We start from the raw sequence: 17553 nt of genomic DNA, 5'->3' as shown, positions 1-17553 counted from the left end.
CCAATTAAATGATGCGTTAGATGTTCTTTGTGTTGTACTCAAGATGTAGCCGTGGTTTCGTTAATTACTATTTTACCACCTTTAAGTCGCAATACATGCTTGTTCAGGTTTGCCAGCTCTAAATCATGGGTAACAATCACCAATGTAGTTCCCATTTCTTTATTCAGGTCAAACAAAAGCTTAATAACCTTTTCTCCAGTTTCTTCATCTAAATTACCTGTAGGCTCATCGGCAAAAAGAATAGAGGGTTTATTTGAAAATGCCCGTGCCAAGGCAACTCGCTGTTGTTCACCACCAGATAGTTGAGACGGATAATGGTCATGACGATTACCTAAACCTACCTTGTCCAGAAGTTCCATTGCATCTTTAGAAGCATTGGTTGCACCCTGTAACTCTAAGGGTACACTAACGTTTTCTAAGGCTGTTAATGTGGGCAGTAGTTGAAAATCTTGAAAAATAAATCCTACTTTCTCATTTCGTAGTAAAGCACGTTGATCTTCGTTTAAACTACTTAAATCTTCACCGCAAAGTTCAATTACTCCGTCGTTGATTTCATCTAATCCCGCGCAAAGGCCTAACAGTGTTGTTTTTCCACTTCCTGACGGACCAACGATAGCAAAAGTGTCGCCTTCTTCAATAGAAAAAGAAATAACATCAATAACCGTCAAATTCTTAGATCCGCTGGTATACGTTTTCTTTAGATTACGTACGTTTAATATCTTTGTCATAAATCATTTTGGTACAAGACAACAAAATAAACAAATGATTTGGAATCTAATAAGTTAAGCCTATGTTGAAAGTATTAAAGTTTCGTTATTTTTTAGTGGTGTTGTTGTTCGTTGGATGTGGAGAAACGTCAGAAAAAAAGCAAACTGACACCCAAACCGAAACTGTTAGCAGCCCTGAAAAAGAAGCTGTTTCTGCCGATGACAAAGTAATTTTATTCTACGGAAACAGCCTTACCGCTGCGTATGGCTTAGATACCAAAGAAGGTTTTCCTAATAGAATTCAATTAAAATTAGATTCTTTAGGGTTAGATTACAAGGTAATCAACTCTGGATTAAGTGGTGAAACTACTTCTGGGGGCTTAAACCGTTTGGACTGGGTCCTAAATCAGCCGGTAGATATTTTTGTTTTGGAATTAGGTGCAAACGACGGATTGCGAGGAATTCCTATTACGGAGTCTATGAACAACTTGCAAGCCATGATCGATATGGTCAAAGATAAAAACCCCAAAACACAAATTATATTGGCCGGTATGCAAATACCGCCAAATATGGGTGCAGATTATGCTTCGCAGTTTAAAATGATGTATCCTGCATTGGCAAAAAGTAATGATATAGAATTGATTCCGTTTTTATTGGAGGGTGTTGCCTGTATTCCTGAATTGAACTTAGAAGATGGTATTCACCCAACTGCAGAAGGTCAGAGAATAGTTACCGAAAATGTTTGGAATGTTTTAAAAACTATAGTATTACCTCAAGGGGGAACAGAGGTAACCGAAAAACTTGTAGAAGAATTGAACTAGGCAAAAGAAACTGTTCTCACCCTTGCCTTAAAAAGTAAAGCACGTTTTATTCTTGCATTTTTGACTGTGTAAAACCTTGCAGCTGTTTGGAAACCGGGAGTGTTTACGTTAGACTTAATTGCTACTTCTGCCATGGGCATAACAATGGTCTGTACTTTCGTATCTGGTGACTTCGATTGTGCTTGGGACTTGGTTCCCAAACAGATAACAAGGAATAAAAAAATAATTGTACGCATAATAAAGTAGGTAAATTTGGTGTATAGATAACCACCTACCCGTAAGTAAACGTATTTTCAATTCGATAAGAGGTATGGTTTTTACGATGAAAAGTATGCATTTCGATGTACTACCAGTTTTTGTAGTCCGTTTTCCTACAAAAAATTGACCTATTATTGGTTGTATTTGTGCAGTTTATCGAGTTAATAAGCTTTTTCCTACATAGTTGCATTTGTGATAGATAAAAGGACTACAAGAGGTAAGTTTAATAATGGAAATTGAAGTATTAGATTTTGGTTGTCCGTTGTCCGTTGTCCGTTGTCCGCTGTCCGCTGTCCGCTGTCCGCTGTCCGCTGTCCGCTGTCCGCTGTCCGCTGTCCGCTGTCCGCTGTCCGCTGTCCGTTACTAGAAATAAATTTAGCTTCGCTAAATTCTCTATTAATAATTGTTATGAAGTCTATTTTCTAACTTCTATTTTCTATTTTCTAATAATCCGTATACACTATGTAGTTAATACTTTTTACTTAATACTTCATTCTAAAAGACTAAGCCATTTTAGGTTTGTTCGCTTTGGTTATAAAATTTAAATCTCTTTTAACTCTTGAGTTTTTAAACTTGTATAATCTAGCAACTTCTGTTGAAATGTTTTCTTTGACTTCAAATGTAGTTTCAGTAACGATGCCCATCTCAATAGTTTCAACTTTTACATCTGATGTATTGTCTTGTGCTTGAGCAGTAAAGCTTAAAAAGATGATGAAGATTGTTGCTATTATTATTTTCATGACTTGCGTTTGTTACAATAATAGAACGCCGCAGGCCTTGTTTTACTAGGTGATGAATCGCTGAAAAACCCCTAATTCTCGTTGGTTGACACAAGTTCGGGTAAAGTGTAAAATCTCATCGACGAATGACAAACAACCTAAAATCACCTTACCGATAATTGATGTCGTTAACCGATTTCTTGTTCAAATTCAAATGCAAAAATCAAACTCAAATACAAATTCAAGTTCAAGTTTTAAAAAAAGAAAAGAGAGGATAGAATAGAGAAAATAGAAGTTGGTTGTTGGTTGCTTACTTTAACGCTTCGCGTTTTTTAGAATTAAATAATAAGTATAAAGTACTAAGATATTACGTTAATAATTGCTCTAGTAATTCGCTTTACTAAATACGCTATTTTCTCTTTTGCAATCTAGTATTACCGATTTTGCAATTCGCAACAAGTCTATTCTCTATACTCTATTTTCTATTTTCAATATTTCCAACTTCAGACTTAATACTTTGTAACTCGCACTTCTAACAAATCTATACTCTACGCTTTATTTTCTATTTTCAATATTCCAACTTAAAACTTTTTACTTTATCCTAATTTCAATAACACATTGGGGTCTGGGCAGTTTTCCTTGTAAAAAGATAATTTAGCTTCTGCACACACACCTGGGTAATCACCTTCCTTACCTTCCAGGTCTTTTATAATTTGAAAATGAAGATGTGGGGCGTAGTTAACATTGATATCCGGTGTACCCAAAGTTGCCATTACGTCTCCTGCCTTAAAATTCTTTCCTATATATAGTCCAGATAATGAAGCCAAGCTCAAATGACCATATAACGTATAGAAGGTAATACCATTTAAAACATGTTCTAAAATAATAGTTGGTCCATAATCACCAATGGTGGTATTATTTTTAAAGCTATGCACGCTTCCGTCTATAGGTACCATTACTTTAGTACCTGCAGCGTGCCAGAAATCCATACCTAAATGAATATTTCTTATTGGTTGTGTATCTGATGTAAAACCTTTCTTATCACTATATAAGTTTCTTTGTTCTAAATATCCACCGTAGGCAATAACACCTTGTTTACTTTTAAGTACATTATCTATATAAGCTTGACAAACGGTGTAATCTGTAATATCCAGATTTAATAAATCTTTGTTGGACTTAGAAATATCCAAAGCCACATATGCATTTGAAGAAATAGCGAAGTCTAATATGCAAATGGTTTCTGCCGAGTAAGACTCAAGAGCTTCTAGTAGTGTGTTCATTTCCCAAAAATATAATTTCCTTCAATGTCGTTAACATTTTTTAACCGTTTTCCTCGTAAGGTCTTTGTAAATTACCTACCAATTGCTAAAAGAAAATTATTATGAAATTATTACAAGTCACTTTATTGGCCTGTGCAACTATGATAGCTACCAGTTGCCAGTCTAAAGTCAAAAAAAATACGATTTCCGAAAATTCTGAAATGATGCAATCAACAGATGAGGAAATAGAGGAAGAAGTAAAATTGAGCCCACAACAATTAAGTAAATATGAAACTGCCTATTTTGCCAGTGGATGCTTTTGGTGCGTTGAAGCTATTTTTGAAAGTGTAAAGGGAGTTAAGGAAGTAGTATCCGGCTATGCCGGGGGCAAACAAAAGAACCCTACTTATGAAGAAGTTGGTTACGGTAAAACAGACCATGCAGAGGCTGTAGAGGTTTATTACGACCCTAGTGTAATTTCATTTACAGAATTGGTTCAAGTATTTTTCGGTTCTCATGACCCTACACAATTAAATAGACAAGGACCGGATCGCGGAAGACAATACCGGTCTATAGCTTTTTACAAAAATGATCAGCAAAAGAAAATCATAGAAAGCTATATGCAGGCACTTACCGATAACAAAGTTTACGACAATGATCCAATTACTACAGAAGTGATACCCTATACGGTATTTTACAAAGCAGAGGACTATCATCAAGATTATGAAAAGAACAATCCAAACAATTCGTACATAAGGAACGTTTCCATACCAAGATTAAATAGATTTAAAGAAAACTTTGGAGATTATCTAAAGAAAAGTGCACATTAAAAATTTACCAAGAAATATATAAAGACAAGCACCCCGAAAAAGGTGCTTGTTTTATTCTATAACTACTTTTATAAATTGAACTTTACCCTGCTTCATATAATTCTGGAATAGTTATTTAAGCTTTACTAAATATTACTTCTTATAACAAAGTACTAATTATCTTACAATAATTAAGTAAATAGTGTGTTTACATCATAGACGCCAACTGCTTATTATGAAATGGACTATTTATCTTTTACTCGTTTTTGGCCTTGTGTCATGCAAAAACGTAAGTAATAAGAAAAACTCTCAAGTAACACCAGTCTCCTATATTAATGACTCTCCTACTCTAGATGGTAGGGCTATAGAAAACTATTGGAATTTACTGGATTGGAAACCTATTGACCAAAATTGGATCGGTGGACCTTTTGACCATGATGATTACAACGGTAGGTATAAAATTGCCTGGAACGAGGACGGACTTTATATTCTTTTAGAAATAGTAGATGACATTATTTTGGACAAAACTGAAGATCCGTTAAAACTTTGGTGGAACGATGACTGCGTCATTGTTTATATAGATGAAGATAATTCTGGTGGGCAGCATAGATTTAATCATAATGCATTTACCTACCATGTAGCCTTAGATGGTAATGTTGTGGATTTAGGTGTTGACGAAAAACCTACCTTATACAATGACCATATCATTTCTAAGCACCTAACGGAAGGCAATACTACCTATTGGGAAATGTTTGTAAAGGTTTACCCTGGCATATATAACGATGAACCGAATATTAAGCCTGTAGTACTCAAAGAGAATAAGAAAATTGGTTTTGCACTTGCCTATGCGGATAATGATCGTAGTGAAAAGCGAGAGAACTTAATAGGATCTGTATTTGTAGCAGGAGAAAATAAGAATAAAGGGTGGATAGATGCAAATGTTTTTGGGACATTACAGTTGGTAAAATAGCTACTGAAGAACTACTTCGCTGTAATCTGATGTAATTACTATAGATCGATCATTATTGGCTTTTATATGATGCCCCTTATGAATCGTTGTAGTGCCATTCTTGGTCGCTATCATTTGTAAACCTTCTGGCAATTTTAATGTCGATGAATTTCCTTTAATATATATATTGGTAGCTACTTTTGGTACGGTAACATTTAATTCTCCATTTTTTACACTAACATCCAGGTCTTTAAAATCGTCTCCCAATTCAAATACGTGCACCGATCCAAAATCATTCTTTATAAATGCATTTTTAAATAATTTATCTATAGTAACATCAGATGAAGTTGCCTGCAATTGTAATTGAACCACTTCTGATAATAAAATTTCTTCTGAATAAGAAGTACTTAAACGTCCATAATTCCATCTTTGAACACTTACAGGCGTATATGAGGCAGAAACATTAGTTTCTTCTCCGTCTATAGTAACTGCCCATAGGCTTGAATGCGATAGGTTCGCATTCAAGTTTTTGGTATTCTCAGCTAGTTTAACCTCACCATGGCGTACATCCATTTTTATTCTGGTAGACTTTGGTAAGCTAATTTTTATGGTCTTTTTAATTTTAAAATTCTTTTGTTCTCCTTCATTGGAGTAATAAAATATATTCGGCGAATTTTCATTAGATTGAATAAAGATTCTACGCTCTTCTCCTTCTTCTTGCCTCTGTCGAAACTCCTCTTGCCTTTGCTCCATTTTTTCATGACGCTTTTCTAATAATAATTCTCGTCTTTCATTATAAGCTTCCATTTTCTTTTCCATTGCTTCGCCTTTTTCCTCCATTCGCCCGGCCCATTCCTCTAATCTTTTTTGATGTTTTTTATCAAAACTCTTTTCAAAATTCTTTTGCCATTTCTTCATGTATTTTTCACCATCTTTTTGATATTCCTCATAATCAAAAATAAAGGCTTCTGTTTGCGGCAATGGTGGCATTTCAGGAAATGGGGCTATTTCTGGTACACTAACTACAAAAGATGCAATTTCCGGTACCTCTATACGCATACCGCCATGATCGAATAATTCATCGGAATCAAAACTAGCAAAGAAGTCGTTATTGTTTGACCTAGAAGAAATCTTGATCTCTTTGCTATTTCCTAAAATTTCAATGGGGCTATTCTTAAAATAGTTTTCTGCTTCTTCTTTAGTTGCACCTTCTAGGATAATGGTGGCCGAAATGGCCACCTCATCCTTATCCCACGTTTCAAATTCAATATCGGCATAACTGGTATTGATATTTACCACGGCATCTTCTGCCACAATAAACCGTTCTTGAAATGTTTTACTTTCCTCTTGTGCCAAAAGCGTAGTAGAAGTTAATATACCTAATGCAATGATGAGTTGCTTAGATACTGTTGTCAATGATCTGTTCATTTTTTGATAATTTTAATTCGTTCAACTTTCTTTTTAATTTCTGTAATAATTGTAATCGTAATTGTAAATTCTCTATCAGGGCTGTAATGGTTTGATCATTAGGTCCTAATTCTATTAGTTCTGTATTCAACGTCTTATACTCTATATTTAAATTATTAAGCTGCTCCATAAAACTGTCTATCAACCCTTTGGTATCTGGTGATACTTCTAGTTTTGCCAATTCCATATTAATATTGGCAACGTAATAATTCTCCACCTTTTTTAAATCTGGTGAAAGGTCACCGAAAGTAAATTCAGATTTCTGTTCCTCTGCAGGTGTAGCATCAACCACTGTTGTAGTATTACCGTCATTAGTAAAGAATAAAAAACCTAAGCCCAAACTTATAATTACCGCTACTGATGCCGCAAACTTTAACCAAGTTTTTAAAGGTTTTTGTTCTGCCGGCATTGATTCTTCAAGTTTTTTCAAAAAGCGCTCTTCATGACCAGTTTTAATGGTTTGCTTTTGCTTTTCCCTATCCTTTTTGAACATGTCCCTAAGATCCTGTTCCATAATTCTTTTCTTTTAATAATTCTTTTAAATGACTTTTACCTCTAGACAATCTGGTTCTACAGGCAGAGGCAGATATATTAAGTACCTCCGCAATTTCTTTATGATCATAGCCTTCCAATAAGAACATAAGCACTACATATTTATACTTTTCCTGTAATTTATTTATGGCGCACCTTACCTGTTCTATACTTATGGTTGACGGCACCTTCCAATCATCATTTACATCAATTAACTGCATATAACTATCATCTAAAGAAACCTCCTTGTCCGTTTTTGATTTTAAAAAATCTATACTCTTGTTTACTACTATTCGCTTTAACCAAGCACCAAAAGTAACATCACCTTTAAACTGATGTAATTTTTCAAATGCCTTTATAAAAGACTCTTGTAGCACGTCTTCGGCATCATCCGCATTTTTCACGAACCGCATGGCAACAATGTACATTCCGTCACAATACTTCCTATACAACTGCAACTGTGCAGCCCGGTCGTTTGCTTTACATTTCTCTACGACATTGCTTTGAAACATCGGTTAAATTGATTGGTTTTAGATTGTTGTTATAATAAGGACGACATAAAAATTAGAATGTTGCAAAAATTTTTATTTTTACACTATACTATTAAATATTCCCTTTGAAACAAGTTACAATTTCCAATGCCTTTTTAACACTTATGGTGCTTGATTATGGGGCCACCATTCAAAAACTACTTGTAAAAGGTGAGGATGGAGAATATACCAACGTTGTTGTTGGTTACAACCATCCAAGTAGATATCGTCTAGATGACAATGCTTTAGGTGCCAGTGTAGGGCGTTACGCCGGAAGAATATCTGAAGGCGGATTTGTTTTGGACAGAGAAAGATATCACCTATATCATGAAGAAGGGGTACACTTACATGGTGGCAAAGAGGGGTTTCATCAAAAATACTGGACCATTGAAGAGGTGGATAATAGTGACAAACCATTTGTAAAATTAAGTTATGCGAGTAAACATCTAGAAGAAGGTTACCCCGGTAATTTAACCGTTAGCGTAACCTATAAGCTAATGAACAATGCTTTACAGGTAATTTATGAAGGAGTAACAGATAGAAGTACGGTAATTAACTTGACCAACCATGCCTATTTTAAATTAGATGAAAACCCATACATAGACGAATATCAATTACAATTAAATTGCCCCTACCGATTAGAAACAAAAGAAAACTTGTTACCTACCGGAAATATAATGCCTGTTCGAAAAACAGCGTTCGATTTTTTAATGCCGAAAAAAATAGGGCTGCAAAGATTCGATACTGTTTTCATTAAGGATATTGGCAATGAGAAAGTAGCAGAGCTACATTCCAAAACCTCAGGTATTCATATGAAAGTTTACACCAATCAGCCGGCTTTGGTGGTATACACCCCAGAAGAATTCCCCGGCATCTGTTTTGAAACCCAGAACTATCCAGATGCACCTAATCAACCGGATTTTCCTAAAAGTGTTTTAAGACCTGGCGATATTTATAATAACATATCTATCTTTAAATTTGATATTGAAGGTTAAGAAAATAAGGTATATGTATAAACTATCATACCTAATAATAAATTAGCATGTTACCACCTATATCGTATTAGCGCAATTATAATGAATTTAGCCAACCTTACTACATCAGAATTTCTTAAAGGTATCTACGCAAATAATGTTGCTATTGTAAGTAAGGCCATTACCATAGTAGAAAGCACAAAACCAGAGCATCGAATTATTGCGAACGAGATCATTGCCGGTTGTATTTCAAAGAAACAACAATCGATTAGAATTGGTATTACCGGAGTACCTGGTGCAGGAAAAAGTACATTCATAGAACAATTTGGAGGTATGCTTACCGATCTTGGCAAAAAGGTTGCCGTACTGACCGTAGACCCTTCTAGTAGTAGAACAAAAGGTAGTATTTTGGGCGATAAGACCCGTATGGAAGAACTGGTCAAAAATCCTAATGCATATATAAGACCATCGGCATCTGGTTCTTCATTAGGTGGTGTTACCCGCAAAACAAGGGAGAGTATCGTTATACTGGAAGCAGCAGGATTCAATTGTATTTTAATTGAAACAATTGGCGTAGGGCAAAGTGAAACTGCCGTTCATGACATGGTAGATTTCTTTTTATTATTAAAATTGGCAGGTGCCGGTGATGAGCTGCAGGGCATAAAAAGAGGTATTATAGAAATGGCCGATGCCATTGTCATTACAAAAGCGGACGGGGATAATATACAACGTGCCAATCTTGCCAAGATGGAGTTTGCCAGGGCTCTACATATGTTTCCGCCAAAAGAAAACGGTTATGTTCCCCAAGTGCTAACCTGCTCCGCTCTGGAAAATAAAGGTTTAAATGAAGTTTGGACCTTGATCGACAGCTACTGTAAAGACATGCAGGCATCAGGTTATTTTATGACCAACAGACAACAACAAAATGAAAATTGGTTGACTCAGTATTTAGAGCAAGAACTATTGTCTGAATTCTATCTTCACCCAAAGACCATAGAGATGTTACCAGAATTAAAAAAAGAAGTTATCAGTGGAAATACCTCTCCTTTTTTAGCCGCAGAAAAGCTATTAAAAGCTTTAAAACAGTAGTATACACTTTAAGATGTTACTACCGTTCATGTACACTTTCTTAAAGATAAAAAACATAACTTTGCAGCTATTCAAAAAACAACCCAATGCAACCTGTTACTACTTCCCTACTTTCGGTCGTTGTTCCTTTATATAACGAGGAAGATAATGTGGCTCTTTTGACACAAAAAATCCATGAAAGCTTGGTAGGCTATGATTATCAAATCATTTATATTGATGATTTTTCTAAGGATAAAACCAAGAAGGTAGTAAAAGACTTAAAGGATGATAAAGTTCATTTAATTGAATTGAAGAAGAATTATGGTCAAAGTTTAGCATTGGCCGCAGGTCTTGACTATGCCGAAGGAGAATTTATTATTACCATGGACGGGGATTTACAAAACGACCCGTCAGACATTCCACAAATGCTTACCTATGCGGTAAACGGTGAGTATGATGTTGTAACTGGCATTCGCCAAAAAAGAAAAGACTCCCTAGTAAAAAAAATACCTTCTAAAATTGCTAATTTTCTAGTACGCCGTGTTACTAAATTAGACATAAAGGATAACGGTTGCGCCTTAAAGGTATTTACAAAAGACATAGCTAAAGATTTAAATCTCTATGGCGAAATGCACAGATTTATAACCCTATTGGCTTTTCTTGAAGGCGGACAAATAAAGCAAGTACCCGTAAAACACCACGCACGCCATGCGGGGGTTTCTAAATACGGATTAGAGCGTGTATTTAAAGTAGTTGCAGATATGATGCTTTTACTTTTTATCCGCAAATACTTTCAACGACCAATTCACCTGTTCGGTATTTCTGGCTCATTAATGATACTTGTAGGTGTTTTTATCAACATTTACCTATTGATCGTTAAGTTCGGTTTTGGTGAAGATATAGGTACAAGGCCTCTACTTACTGTGGGTATGATGTTCATTTTTGCCGGTATTCAATTATTTACAATAGGAATTGTAATGGAATTATTAATACGAACTTATTATGAATCCCAGAACAAACGACCGTACCGCATTAAAAAAGTAAGTGTAGGTGGCCAAGTTAAATAAAAAAGTTACTACCGGATTAAAAGTACTGATCAGTGCTGTTTTAATATATTTCATCTTTACAAAAATTAACCTTGGTGAAATAAAGGATATATTGATCAAGAGTAATTTGTATTACTTGATATTTGCCATCATATTCTTTATCCTTTCCAAGTTTATAGGGGCAATACGTCTCAACCTCTATTTTCGTCAGCTTGCTATTATGCTTACCCATAAAAGCAATTTTAAATTGTATTTATTGGGCATGTTCTACAACCTATTCTTACCAGGCGGTATAGGTGGTGACGCTTATAAAGGATATATTTTAAAGAAGACCTTTGATGTTAAAACCAAAAGAATAGTAAGCGTTCTTATATTAGATCGTTTAGGTGGCTTGTTACTACTGTTTATTTATGCTTGTACATTGCTTGCTTTTATAGAGTTAGAACTGTTAAAAGGATTTCGTTGGCTATTTATAGTAGTCATACCCCTATCGGTAATCGTATTTTGGTTATTGAATAAGAGATTCTTCAGCTACGTATTACCAATTTTCTGGAAAACAACGGTTCTTTCCGCTTTGGTACAATTGTCTCAATTGGTAAGCATTTGGTTTATTCTATTGGCTTTGCATATTGATACGAATCAGATTCCATATCTCATCATTTTTTTAATTTCGTCGATTGTAGCAGTTGTTCCTTTGACCCTAGGTGGCATTGGTAGCCGTGAAGTTACCTTTTACTATGGTGCAAAATTTTTAGGGCTAGATCAAAACATATCCGTCGGGGTAAGTGTACTCTTCTTTTTAATTACCGCTATGGTTTCTTTAATTGGTGTATTATATCACTTCAAAAAAATTAAATTGGAACTGGCAGATACAGCAACAAAAAACTTGGACGGATCACTTTAGTAAATATGTAACAGATGCATTTTACGGGTTACCTTTTTTCGGGTATTAGGATTTAAAAATTTCCCTTGTAAACGTGTAATTCTAAATTGATCTACCGTTAATTGAGAATCCCAGTCAAAACCCTGTTTCTGTAACATAGCCATCTCATTATCGTTTACATAGACCCAAACATCTTTTTTGTTCTTTAAAACTTCCGGTGTCGTAATTTGAACTGGAAATTGATTATAAAAATCCAAAGACCACGTATGGTCGCTATCAACTTTGTAAATACGATCAACCGGAATGTCTTTTTGGGCAACAACCTTAGCCATGGACGAGCCGCCCTGGTAGTCCAATAAGTTAGGATAAAAATGTAGATTTAATACAGCATTTAAGAGTAAAGAGGCACAGACCGATATGGTTATCAATTTTGCGTATACATCTTCCCGTTTTAAAGCATAATATACCACCATTACAGCTGCCGTTGCCAAACAAATGTTGGCCAAGAGACTATGTAATTGAAACACATAAAAACAAATTAAGGCAGACGCAATAAAAACAATGCTCAACACAAAATATTGCCCATACATTAACCTTTTTACCGTTTGTAACTTGCTGTTGGCATATAGTTTATAAATATATGCTGCGGTTATAATTGCAAAAAGAGGAATAGTAATATTTAAATAATGTGGTAATTTAAATTGCGCAAAACTAATGATGATAAATATGAACGTAATACCACCAACGGTTAAAAATTCCGAACCTTCAACGTTCTTAAACCTGTGTTTTATAAATGCCTGAACTTTAGTATAGAATGAAGCGATACCTAGAATTGTCCAAGGTAGAAATACCCAAAGAAATGTATGAAAGAAGAAGAAATAATCACTGCTGTTCTTCCCGATCCCTTCACCACTAAGGCGCTCAAAACTTTGCTCCCAAAAAATAAAGAATATACCACTACGATTATCCTTGCCACGTATTACCTTTTCTGGATGCAGATCAAATTGCAAATAATAGGCATATAACATAGGGGCAATAGTAACCGCAAAAATCAAAAGCGCCAATAACACTTTCCAGCTTAAAAACGCTTTCCATTTGCCTGTATAGAACAAATGGCATAAAATGGGCAGGCCAATAACCAAAAGTGCAATTTGTCCTTTTGTAGAAAATGCGACACCTGCAGCAAAGGCACCTAGGGCTATAGAAAATGTGCCACCTTTTTCAATATATTTTGTCAACTGCCAAATAGATAGAATACTAAAACCCGTTAACACGGCATCGGTTCTTACATCTATAGCTCCCAGAACTATGGTCTGCGCAGTCATAAATATCAATGCAGCTAGCCTACCTACCTGCCTATTATACAGCAAACTGCCCAACCCATAACAACTGTAGGCGGCCAATAGCGTGGCCAAAATTCCCGGAATACGATAAGACCATTCATGAATACCGAATATTTTATATGATAAAGCGGCAAGCCAGTAATGCATATGCGGCTTATCCAAATACTCTTCAGGACCTTTAAAGAGGCTAAAAAAATCATTCTCCTGTACCATTCTCATGGCCATCACAGAAAACTGTGCAGAATCATTCTCAAATAACGTCACAAACATGCCTGCAACGTATACCAAAAAAATTAAAACTATTAAAAACCGGTACCTTAGATTAGATATCATAGGGAGAATTTGCGAAGTGCAAATATAAATAACTTTACAAATAACCAGCCGAATAACGAACCTATAACGGCACCCGTAATGATGTCTAACGGAAAGTGTACACCAATATAGACCCGACTATAAGCAACCAATGCGGCCCAAATAAATAACAGGAAACCCATGTATTTAGTTTCCGATTTTAAAATACTTCCAAAAAACACGGCCAGCGCAAAGGAGTTTGAAGCATGCGCGGAGAAGTAACCGAATTTACCACCACAGTAACTTTTCACCAATCGCATGTAGGGTTCTACTTCTGGATCGTGACAAGGCCTTAATCTGGCAATACCGTATTTGAAAAAATTTCCTAACTGATCCGTAACCGTTATCAATAAGGCAACGGAAACTAAGAGTAGTAACGTTTTTTTAGTACCAAACTTCTGAAAGGAAAGTATCAACAAAAAAAGATACAGCGGTATGGCACTAAATTTATGGGATACGAACTGAAAGAAATTATCCCATTGCGGAGAACCTATTCCGTTGAGGTATAAAAAAAAATCTTTATCCAACTGTAAAAGCTCTTCAAGCATAATGGTTAATCTTCGTATCTAGAAACTTCCCTGTCATAAAAAGCAGTAGCCGCTTTTATTAAATTCTCCGCCTCTTCTTCCAGTTCTTTTTCATCTTCCTTCGAAAACTCTTCAAGCCATTCTACCTCATCATCCTCAAGATTGATAATAAACCTTGGAAACTCTGTATGAACTACAAATATTGCAGTAGGATAATCCGTATTATCACCCAATAAAAATTTTGGAAATTCCATAAAAAATGTAATCTATAAGTTGAAAATTCATTGCCGATCAAGAAAAGTTACGCTTAAGCGGCAATTAGTTTTTTAGTTAAATAATTAAATCGAAGATACAACATAATAGCCGATGCCGTTAGTCCGGTAAGCAAACCTATCCAAATTCCCGTACTTTTTAAATCTGTATGCAGGCACAAATAATAACTAACGGGGAAACCTATAAGCCAATATGAGATAAATGTAATTACAGTTGGTATTTTTACGTCCTGTAAACCACGTAATGCGCCCAATACGACCACTTGTACTCCGTCAGAGATTTGAAAAAATGCCGCAACCAACAATAATTCTGCGGCAATGACCAGAACTTCGGCATTATCCGTAAAGTTGGCCATATCTTCAATATCCAAATACAAAGACGGAAACCAATGCCTACCCATTAAGAATAACGCAGCAAAAATGATTTCCAATAAAAAGGTTAGAAAAAATATAGATTGCGCAATGCGTCTTAGTTCTTTAAAATTGGCCAAGCCTTTTTGATTACCTACCCTGATCATAGCGGTTACGCCCAAACCCATACCGAACATAAAGGTCATACTACTTAGATTTAAAGCTATTTGGTTAGCTGCCTGGGCATTCTTGCCTAAAACTCCGCTTAACCATACTGCCGATGTAAAAATACCAACCTCAAAAAACATTTGTAATGAAGATGGAAAACCTAGCTCTACAATCTTCTTTATGACGGCATTTTCAATCTTCGTAAAATTGAATCCGGTTACGTAATACTTAAATTTCTCTTTGGTCTTAAGGATAAACCAAAGGTAGAACACCATAAAAAATCTGGACACCAAGGTACCTATAGCGGCACCCACGATACCCATTTCGGGAAACCCAAAATTACCAAAAATCAAAAGGTAGTTTAATACAATATTTATAATATTGGCCACTATCGTTGCATACATAGGGTATTTGGTCTGGGACAAACCCTCTGAAAATTGTTTAAAAGCTTGAAAAATGATCAATGGCACCAATGAAAAAGCTACCAAATCTAAATAAGGTAATGCCAGCTCAACTACCTCAAGTGGTTGTTTCATGGCATACATAATTGGCTTTGCCAATAATATAAGGCCGAACAAGGTCAAACCCAAAACGGTACATAACAACAATCCATGCTTTAATGCACTTTTTGCATTCTCTTTTAGCCCAGCTCCATCAGCCTCGGCAACCAATGGTGTAATTGCAGTTGAAAAACCAATACCCAGAGACATGGCAATGAATACAAAACTATTGCCCAAAGATACCGCGGCCAGTTCTGCGGTACCTAGTTGACCTACCATAATATTGTCTGCCAATTGTACAAATGTGTGCCCTAACATTCCCAATATTACAGGAACGGAAAGCTTAATATTATAGCGAAACTCTTTGGTGTAATTTTTAAACAAAACCTAAACTCAAATTTTGTCAAAGGTACCGTTAATTGATGGGATTTATGTTCTATAAAAACAATGATGTGGTTGTGATAAAAGCTTGGAATTAAATATTAATTAAATTAAAAAAGAAGCATATTTAAAATACTAATTTTCATCAACCTAATTAAAACAACACTTTTTTACAATAACAAATACTTGCTTAAATATATGAAACACAGTATTTTGGTTAAGATTTAAATTTAAGAACATCGTATTAAAAAACTTTGTTCCAATAAACTATTTCTTATATTAATACTAATACGTTAAAGCTAGTCGTTATGTATACCAGAAACACCAATTATCATTAACTATGAGCCAAAATCCATTAGTTTGGATTATCGACGATGACGATATATCTAAATATGTAATGAAACGGTACCTAAATCAGTTAATGGTAACTAATGTTATCGATTTCCCTGATTCTGTTCAACCATTAAAAATTTTACAAGACAATTATAATCTGACAGATAAATTGCCTGATATCATTTTCCTTGATCTTCATATGCCCGTCTTAAATGGTTTTGATTTTATAAAGGATTTTCAAAAAGTAGCTCCAAAAATTGATAAGAAAATTAATATTGTTATGCTAACATCATCAATTAATACAGAAGATGTAGATTACGCAAAAACATTTCCGGAAATCACGGATTATTTTATCAAACCGATCAAACATAGAGATCTAGCCAGAATCATGAACGTAGAATTAAAGCAGTAAGAATTACTCTTTGGTTTTGGCCTCGTTCCAATACACATCCATTTCTTCTAAAGACATATCATTCATTTCTTTACCATTTTGCTTTGCCTTAGTTTCAAGATATTGAAAGCGTTCAATAAATTTTTTATTGGTGCGTTCCAATGCATTTTCAGGGTTTACCCCTAAGAACCTTGCATAATTTATCATAGAAAAAAGTACATCACCAAACTCTGCCTCAATCTTGTCCTTATTACCGGCATGTACCTCTACTTGCAGTTCCGCAAGCTCTTCTTGCACCTTTTCAAAAACCTGTTGTGGTTCTTCCCAATCAAAACCTACACCAGCTACCTTGTCTTGAATTCTATTTGCCTTTACCAAAGCGGGCAAACTTCTAGGAACACCTTCTAGAACACTTTTTTTACCTTCTTTCAATTTGATCTGTTCCCAATTTCTTTTTACGTCATCGGCATCTATCACCTTAACATCTCCATAAATATGTGGATGCCTATTTACAAGTTTATCGCAAATGGCGTTGGCGACATCTGCAATATCAAAGTCATTGGTTTCAGAGCCTATTTTTGCATAAAAAATGATATGTAGCAGCAAATCTCCCAACTCCATCTTTACCTCATCCGTATCATTATCTAAAATAGCATCACCCAGTTCATAGGTTTCTTCAATAGTTAAATGACGTAATGATTGCATCGTCTGTTTTTTATCCCAAGGACATTGCTCTCGCAATTCGTCCATAATGGTCAACAACCTATCTAAAGCCTCTAATTGTTCCTTCCTGCTATTCATGAATGATGTTTTTACAAAAGTACACAACCACAGATTGCTTCGCTAAAAAACCTGTTTTGTTTTCGTACTTTTAAAATCACGATACTTTTAGTAAATATTCATTTTACTCAACTG

Annotated in this window: 20 protein-coding genes; 8 read left to right on the top strand and 12 right to left on the bottom strand. The window is 35.2% G+C overall.

The window, feature by feature from the left end:
• Window positions 1–38: 38 nt before the first annotated feature.
• Window positions 39–728, bottom strand: coding sequence for an ABC transporter ATP-binding protein (locus PXC01_RS09240; RefSeq protein WP_276471996.1), 690 nt, complete (start codon window positions 726–728; stop codon window positions 39–41).
• Window positions 729–790: 62 nt separating this feature from the next.
• Here PXC01_RS09240 and PXC01_RS09235 point away from each other — a divergent pair, with 62 nt between their 5' ends.
• Entirely contained in the window at window positions 791–1528 is a 738-nt protein-coding gene (locus PXC01_RS09235) for an arylesterase (RefSeq protein ID WP_276471995.1), read from the top strand.
• On the opposite strand, the gene PXC01_RS09230 is transcribed toward PXC01_RS09235, so the two are convergent.
• From PXC01_RS09230 to PXC01_RS09220, 3 genes are all read right to left on the bottom strand, one after another.
• Window positions 1525–1764, bottom strand: coding sequence for a hypothetical protein (locus PXC01_RS09230; protein WP_276471994.1), 240 nt, complete (start codon window positions 1762–1764; stop codon window positions 1525–1527). The genes PXC01_RS09235 and PXC01_RS09230 overlap by 4 nt on opposite strands.
• Window positions 1765–2289: 525 nt before the next feature.
• Window positions 2290–2526 carry a hypothetical protein gene (locus PXC01_RS09225; RefSeq protein ID WP_276471993.1) on the bottom strand — a complete coding sequence of 79 codons (237 nt, stop codon included), beginning with the start codon at window positions 2524–2526 and terminating at the stop codon, window positions 2290–2292.
• A gap of 575 nt (window positions 2527–3101) precedes the next feature.
• Window positions 3102–3785 (bottom strand): peptidoglycan DD-metalloendopeptidase family protein, encoded by a 684-nt coding sequence (locus PXC01_RS09220; protein WP_276471992.1) that lies wholly within the window; start codon window positions 3783–3785, stop codon window positions 3102–3104.
• A 101-nt stretch (window positions 3786–3886) separates the two neighbouring features.
• Between PXC01_RS09220 and msrA the strand changes: the two genes are divergently transcribed.
• Window positions 3887–4594 carry a peptide-methionine (S)-S-oxide reductase MsrA gene (gene msrA / locus PXC01_RS09215; RefSeq protein ID WP_276471991.1) on the top strand — a complete coding sequence of 236 codons (708 nt, stop codon included), beginning with the start codon at window positions 3887–3889 and terminating at the stop codon, window positions 4592–4594.
• A 214-nt stretch (window positions 4595–4808) separates the two neighbouring features.
• Window positions 4809–5543, top strand: coding sequence for a sugar-binding protein (locus PXC01_RS09210; RefSeq protein ID WP_276471990.1), 735 nt, complete (start codon window positions 4809–4811; stop codon window positions 5541–5543).
• On the opposite strand, the gene PXC01_RS09205 is transcribed toward PXC01_RS09210, so the two are convergent.
• From PXC01_RS09205 to PXC01_RS09195, 3 genes are read right to left on the bottom strand one after another with little or no spacing between them, the layout of a single operon-like run.
• Entirely contained in the window at window positions 5544–6950 is a 1407-nt protein-coding gene (locus PXC01_RS09205; RefSeq protein WP_276471989.1) for a hypothetical protein, read from the bottom strand.
• A complete protein-coding gene (locus tag PXC01_RS09200) occupies window positions 6922–7503 on the bottom strand; it encodes a hypothetical protein (RefSeq protein ID WP_276471988.1) in 582 nt (193 codons plus the stop codon). Before PXC01_RS09200 ends, PXC01_RS09205 begins: the two co-directional genes overlap by 29 nt.
• Window positions 7487–8032, bottom strand: a complete 546-nt coding sequence (locus tag PXC01_RS09195) for an RNA polymerase sigma factor (RefSeq protein WP_276471987.1) — start codon at window positions 8030–8032, stop codon at window positions 7487–7489. The genes PXC01_RS09200 and PXC01_RS09195 overlap by 17 nt, the downstream gene beginning before the upstream one ends.
• Window positions 8033–8136: 104 nt before the next feature.
• On the opposite strand from PXC01_RS09195, the gene PXC01_RS09190 reads away from it, so the two are divergent.
• The 4 genes from PXC01_RS09190 to PXC01_RS09175 all read left to right on the top strand — a co-directional run bounded on the left by PXC01_RS09190 (window position 8137) and on the right by PXC01_RS09175 (window position 12042).
• Entirely contained in the window at window positions 8137–9045 is a 909-nt protein-coding gene (locus PXC01_RS09190; RefSeq protein WP_276471986.1) for an aldose epimerase family protein, read from the top strand.
• 81 nt (window positions 9046–9126) lie between these two features.
• A complete protein-coding gene (gene meaB / locus PXC01_RS09185) occupies window positions 9127–10113 on the top strand; it encodes a methylmalonyl Co-A mutase-associated GTPase MeaB (RefSeq protein ID WP_276471985.1) in 987 nt (328 codons plus the stop codon).
• An 86-nt stretch (window positions 10114–10199) separates the two neighbouring features.
• Window positions 10200–11159, top strand: a complete 960-nt coding sequence (locus PXC01_RS09180) for a glycosyltransferase family 2 protein (protein ID WP_276471984.1) — start codon at window positions 10200–10202, stop codon at window positions 11157–11159.
• Window positions 11143–12042: a lysylphosphatidylglycerol synthase transmembrane domain-containing protein gene (locus PXC01_RS09175; RefSeq protein ID WP_276471983.1), complete on the top strand. Its 900-nt coding sequence runs from the start codon at window positions 11143–11145 to the stop codon at window positions 12040–12042. The genes PXC01_RS09180 and PXC01_RS09175 overlap by 17 nt, the downstream gene beginning before the upstream one ends.
• Here PXC01_RS09175 and PXC01_RS09170 read toward each other — a convergent pair.
• From PXC01_RS09170 to PXC01_RS09155, 4 genes are read right to left on the bottom strand one after another with little or no spacing between them, the layout of a single operon-like run.
• Window positions 12039–13634, bottom strand: a complete 1596-nt coding sequence (locus PXC01_RS09170) for an ArnT family glycosyltransferase (RefSeq protein ID WP_338089460.1) — start codon at window positions 13632–13634, stop codon at window positions 12039–12041. The two genes, PXC01_RS09175 and PXC01_RS09170, sit on opposite strands and share 4 nt — an antisense overlap.
• Before the next feature lie 59 nt (window positions 13635–13693).
• Entirely contained in the window at window positions 13694–14263 is a 570-nt protein-coding gene (locus tag PXC01_RS09165; protein WP_276471981.1) for a phosphatase PAP2 family protein, read from the bottom strand.
• Window positions 14264–14268: 5 nt separating this feature from the next.
• Window positions 14269–14496: a hypothetical protein gene (locus tag PXC01_RS09160; protein ID WP_036152971.1), complete on the bottom strand. Its 228-nt coding sequence runs from the start codon at window positions 14494–14496 to the stop codon at window positions 14269–14271.
• A 53-nt stretch (window positions 14497–14549) separates the two neighbouring features.
• Window positions 14550–15917 carry an MATE family efflux transporter gene (locus PXC01_RS09155; protein ID WP_276471980.1) on the bottom strand — a complete coding sequence of 456 codons (1368 nt, stop codon included), beginning with the start codon at window positions 15915–15917 and terminating at the stop codon, window positions 14550–14552.
• 337 nt (window positions 15918–16254) lie between these two features.
• Here PXC01_RS09155 and PXC01_RS09150 point away from each other — a divergent pair, with 337 nt between their 5' ends.
• Window positions 16255–16659: a response regulator gene (locus PXC01_RS09150; RefSeq protein ID WP_276471979.1), complete on the top strand. Its 405-nt coding sequence runs from the start codon at window positions 16255–16257 to the stop codon at window positions 16657–16659.
• 3 nt (window positions 16660–16662) lie between these two features.
• Here the strand turns inward: PXC01_RS09150 and mazG are convergent, their stop codons facing one another.
• Window positions 16663–17439, bottom strand: a complete 777-nt coding sequence (gene mazG / locus PXC01_RS09145) for a nucleoside triphosphate pyrophosphohydrolase (RefSeq protein ID WP_276471978.1) — start codon at window positions 17437–17439, stop codon at window positions 16663–16665.
• Window positions 17440–17553: the final 114 nt, after the last annotated feature.

Source organism: Maribacter huludaoensis (assembly GCF_029350945.1).
In the GTDB taxonomy this organism is placed as follows: domain Bacteria; phylum Bacteroidota; class Bacteroidia; order Flavobacteriales; family Flavobacteriaceae; genus Maribacter; species Maribacter huludaoensis.
The sequence above is the reverse complement of the archived record's forward strand: the minus strand, read 5'-3'. Positions and strand labels throughout refer to the sequence as shown.

Excerpts from the sequence above, each read along its gene's own strand:
- PXC01_RS09200 (WP_276471988.1), bottom strand. The coding sequence starts at position 7,503 with ATGGAACAGGATCTTAGGGACATGTTCAAAAAGGATAGGGAAAAGCAA.
- PXC01_RS09220 (WP_276471992.1), bottom strand. The coding sequence starts at position 3,785 with ATGAACACACTACTAGAAGCTCTTGAGTCTTACTCGGCAGAAACCATT.
- PXC01_RS09150 (WP_276471979.1), top strand. The coding sequence starts at position 16,255 with ATGAGCCAAAATCCATTAGTTTGGATTATCGACGATGACGATATATCT.
- PXC01_RS09180 (WP_276471984.1), top strand. The coding sequence starts at position 10,200 with ATGCAACCTGTTACTACTTCCCTACTTTCGGTCGTTGTTCCTTTATAT.
- mazG (WP_276471978.1), bottom strand. The coding sequence starts at position 17,439 with ATGAATAGCAGGAAGGAACAATTAGAGGCTTTAGATAGGTTGTTGACC.
- PXC01_RS09160 (WP_036152971.1), bottom strand. The coding sequence starts at position 14,496 with ATGGAATTTCCAAAATTTTTATTGGGTGATAATACGGATTATCCTACT.
- PXC01_RS09165 (WP_276471981.1), bottom strand. The coding sequence starts at position 14,263 with ATGCTTGAAGAGCTTTTACAGTTGGATAAAGATTTTTTTTTATACCTC.
- PXC01_RS09195 (WP_276471987.1), bottom strand. The coding sequence starts at position 8,032 with ATGTTTCAAAGCAATGTCGTAGAGAAATGTAAAGCAAACGACCGGGCT.
- PXC01_RS09170 (WP_338089460.1), bottom strand. The coding sequence starts at position 13,634 with ATGTTTGTGACGTTATTTGAGAATGATTCTGCACAGTTTTCTGTGATG.
- msrA (WP_276471991.1), top strand. The coding sequence starts at position 3,887 with ATGAAATTATTACAAGTCACTTTATTGGCCTGTGCAACTATGATAGCT.
- PXC01_RS09225 (WP_276471993.1), bottom strand. The coding sequence starts at position 2,526 with ATGAAAATAATAATAGCAACAATCTTCATCATCTTTTTAAGCTTTACT.
- PXC01_RS09230 (WP_276471994.1), bottom strand. The coding sequence starts at position 1,764 with ATGCGTACAATTATTTTTTTATTCCTTGTTATCTGTTTGGGAACCAAG.
- meaB (WP_276471985.1), top strand. The coding sequence starts at position 9,127 with ATGAATTTAGCCAACCTTACTACATCAGAATTTCTTAAAGGTATCTAC.
- PXC01_RS09235 (WP_276471995.1), top strand. The coding sequence starts at position 791 with ATGTTGAAAGTATTAAAGTTTCGTTATTTTTTAGTGGTGTTGTTGTTC.
- PXC01_RS09210 (WP_276471990.1), top strand. The coding sequence starts at position 4,809 with ATGAAATGGACTATTTATCTTTTACTCGTTTTTGGCCTTGTGTCATGC.
- PXC01_RS09240 (WP_276471996.1), bottom strand. The coding sequence starts at position 728 with ATGACAAAGATATTAAACGTACGTAATCTAAAGAAAACGTATACCAGC.
- PXC01_RS09205 (WP_276471989.1), bottom strand. The coding sequence starts at position 6,950 with ATGAACAGATCATTGACAACAGTATCTAAGCAACTCATCATTGCATTA.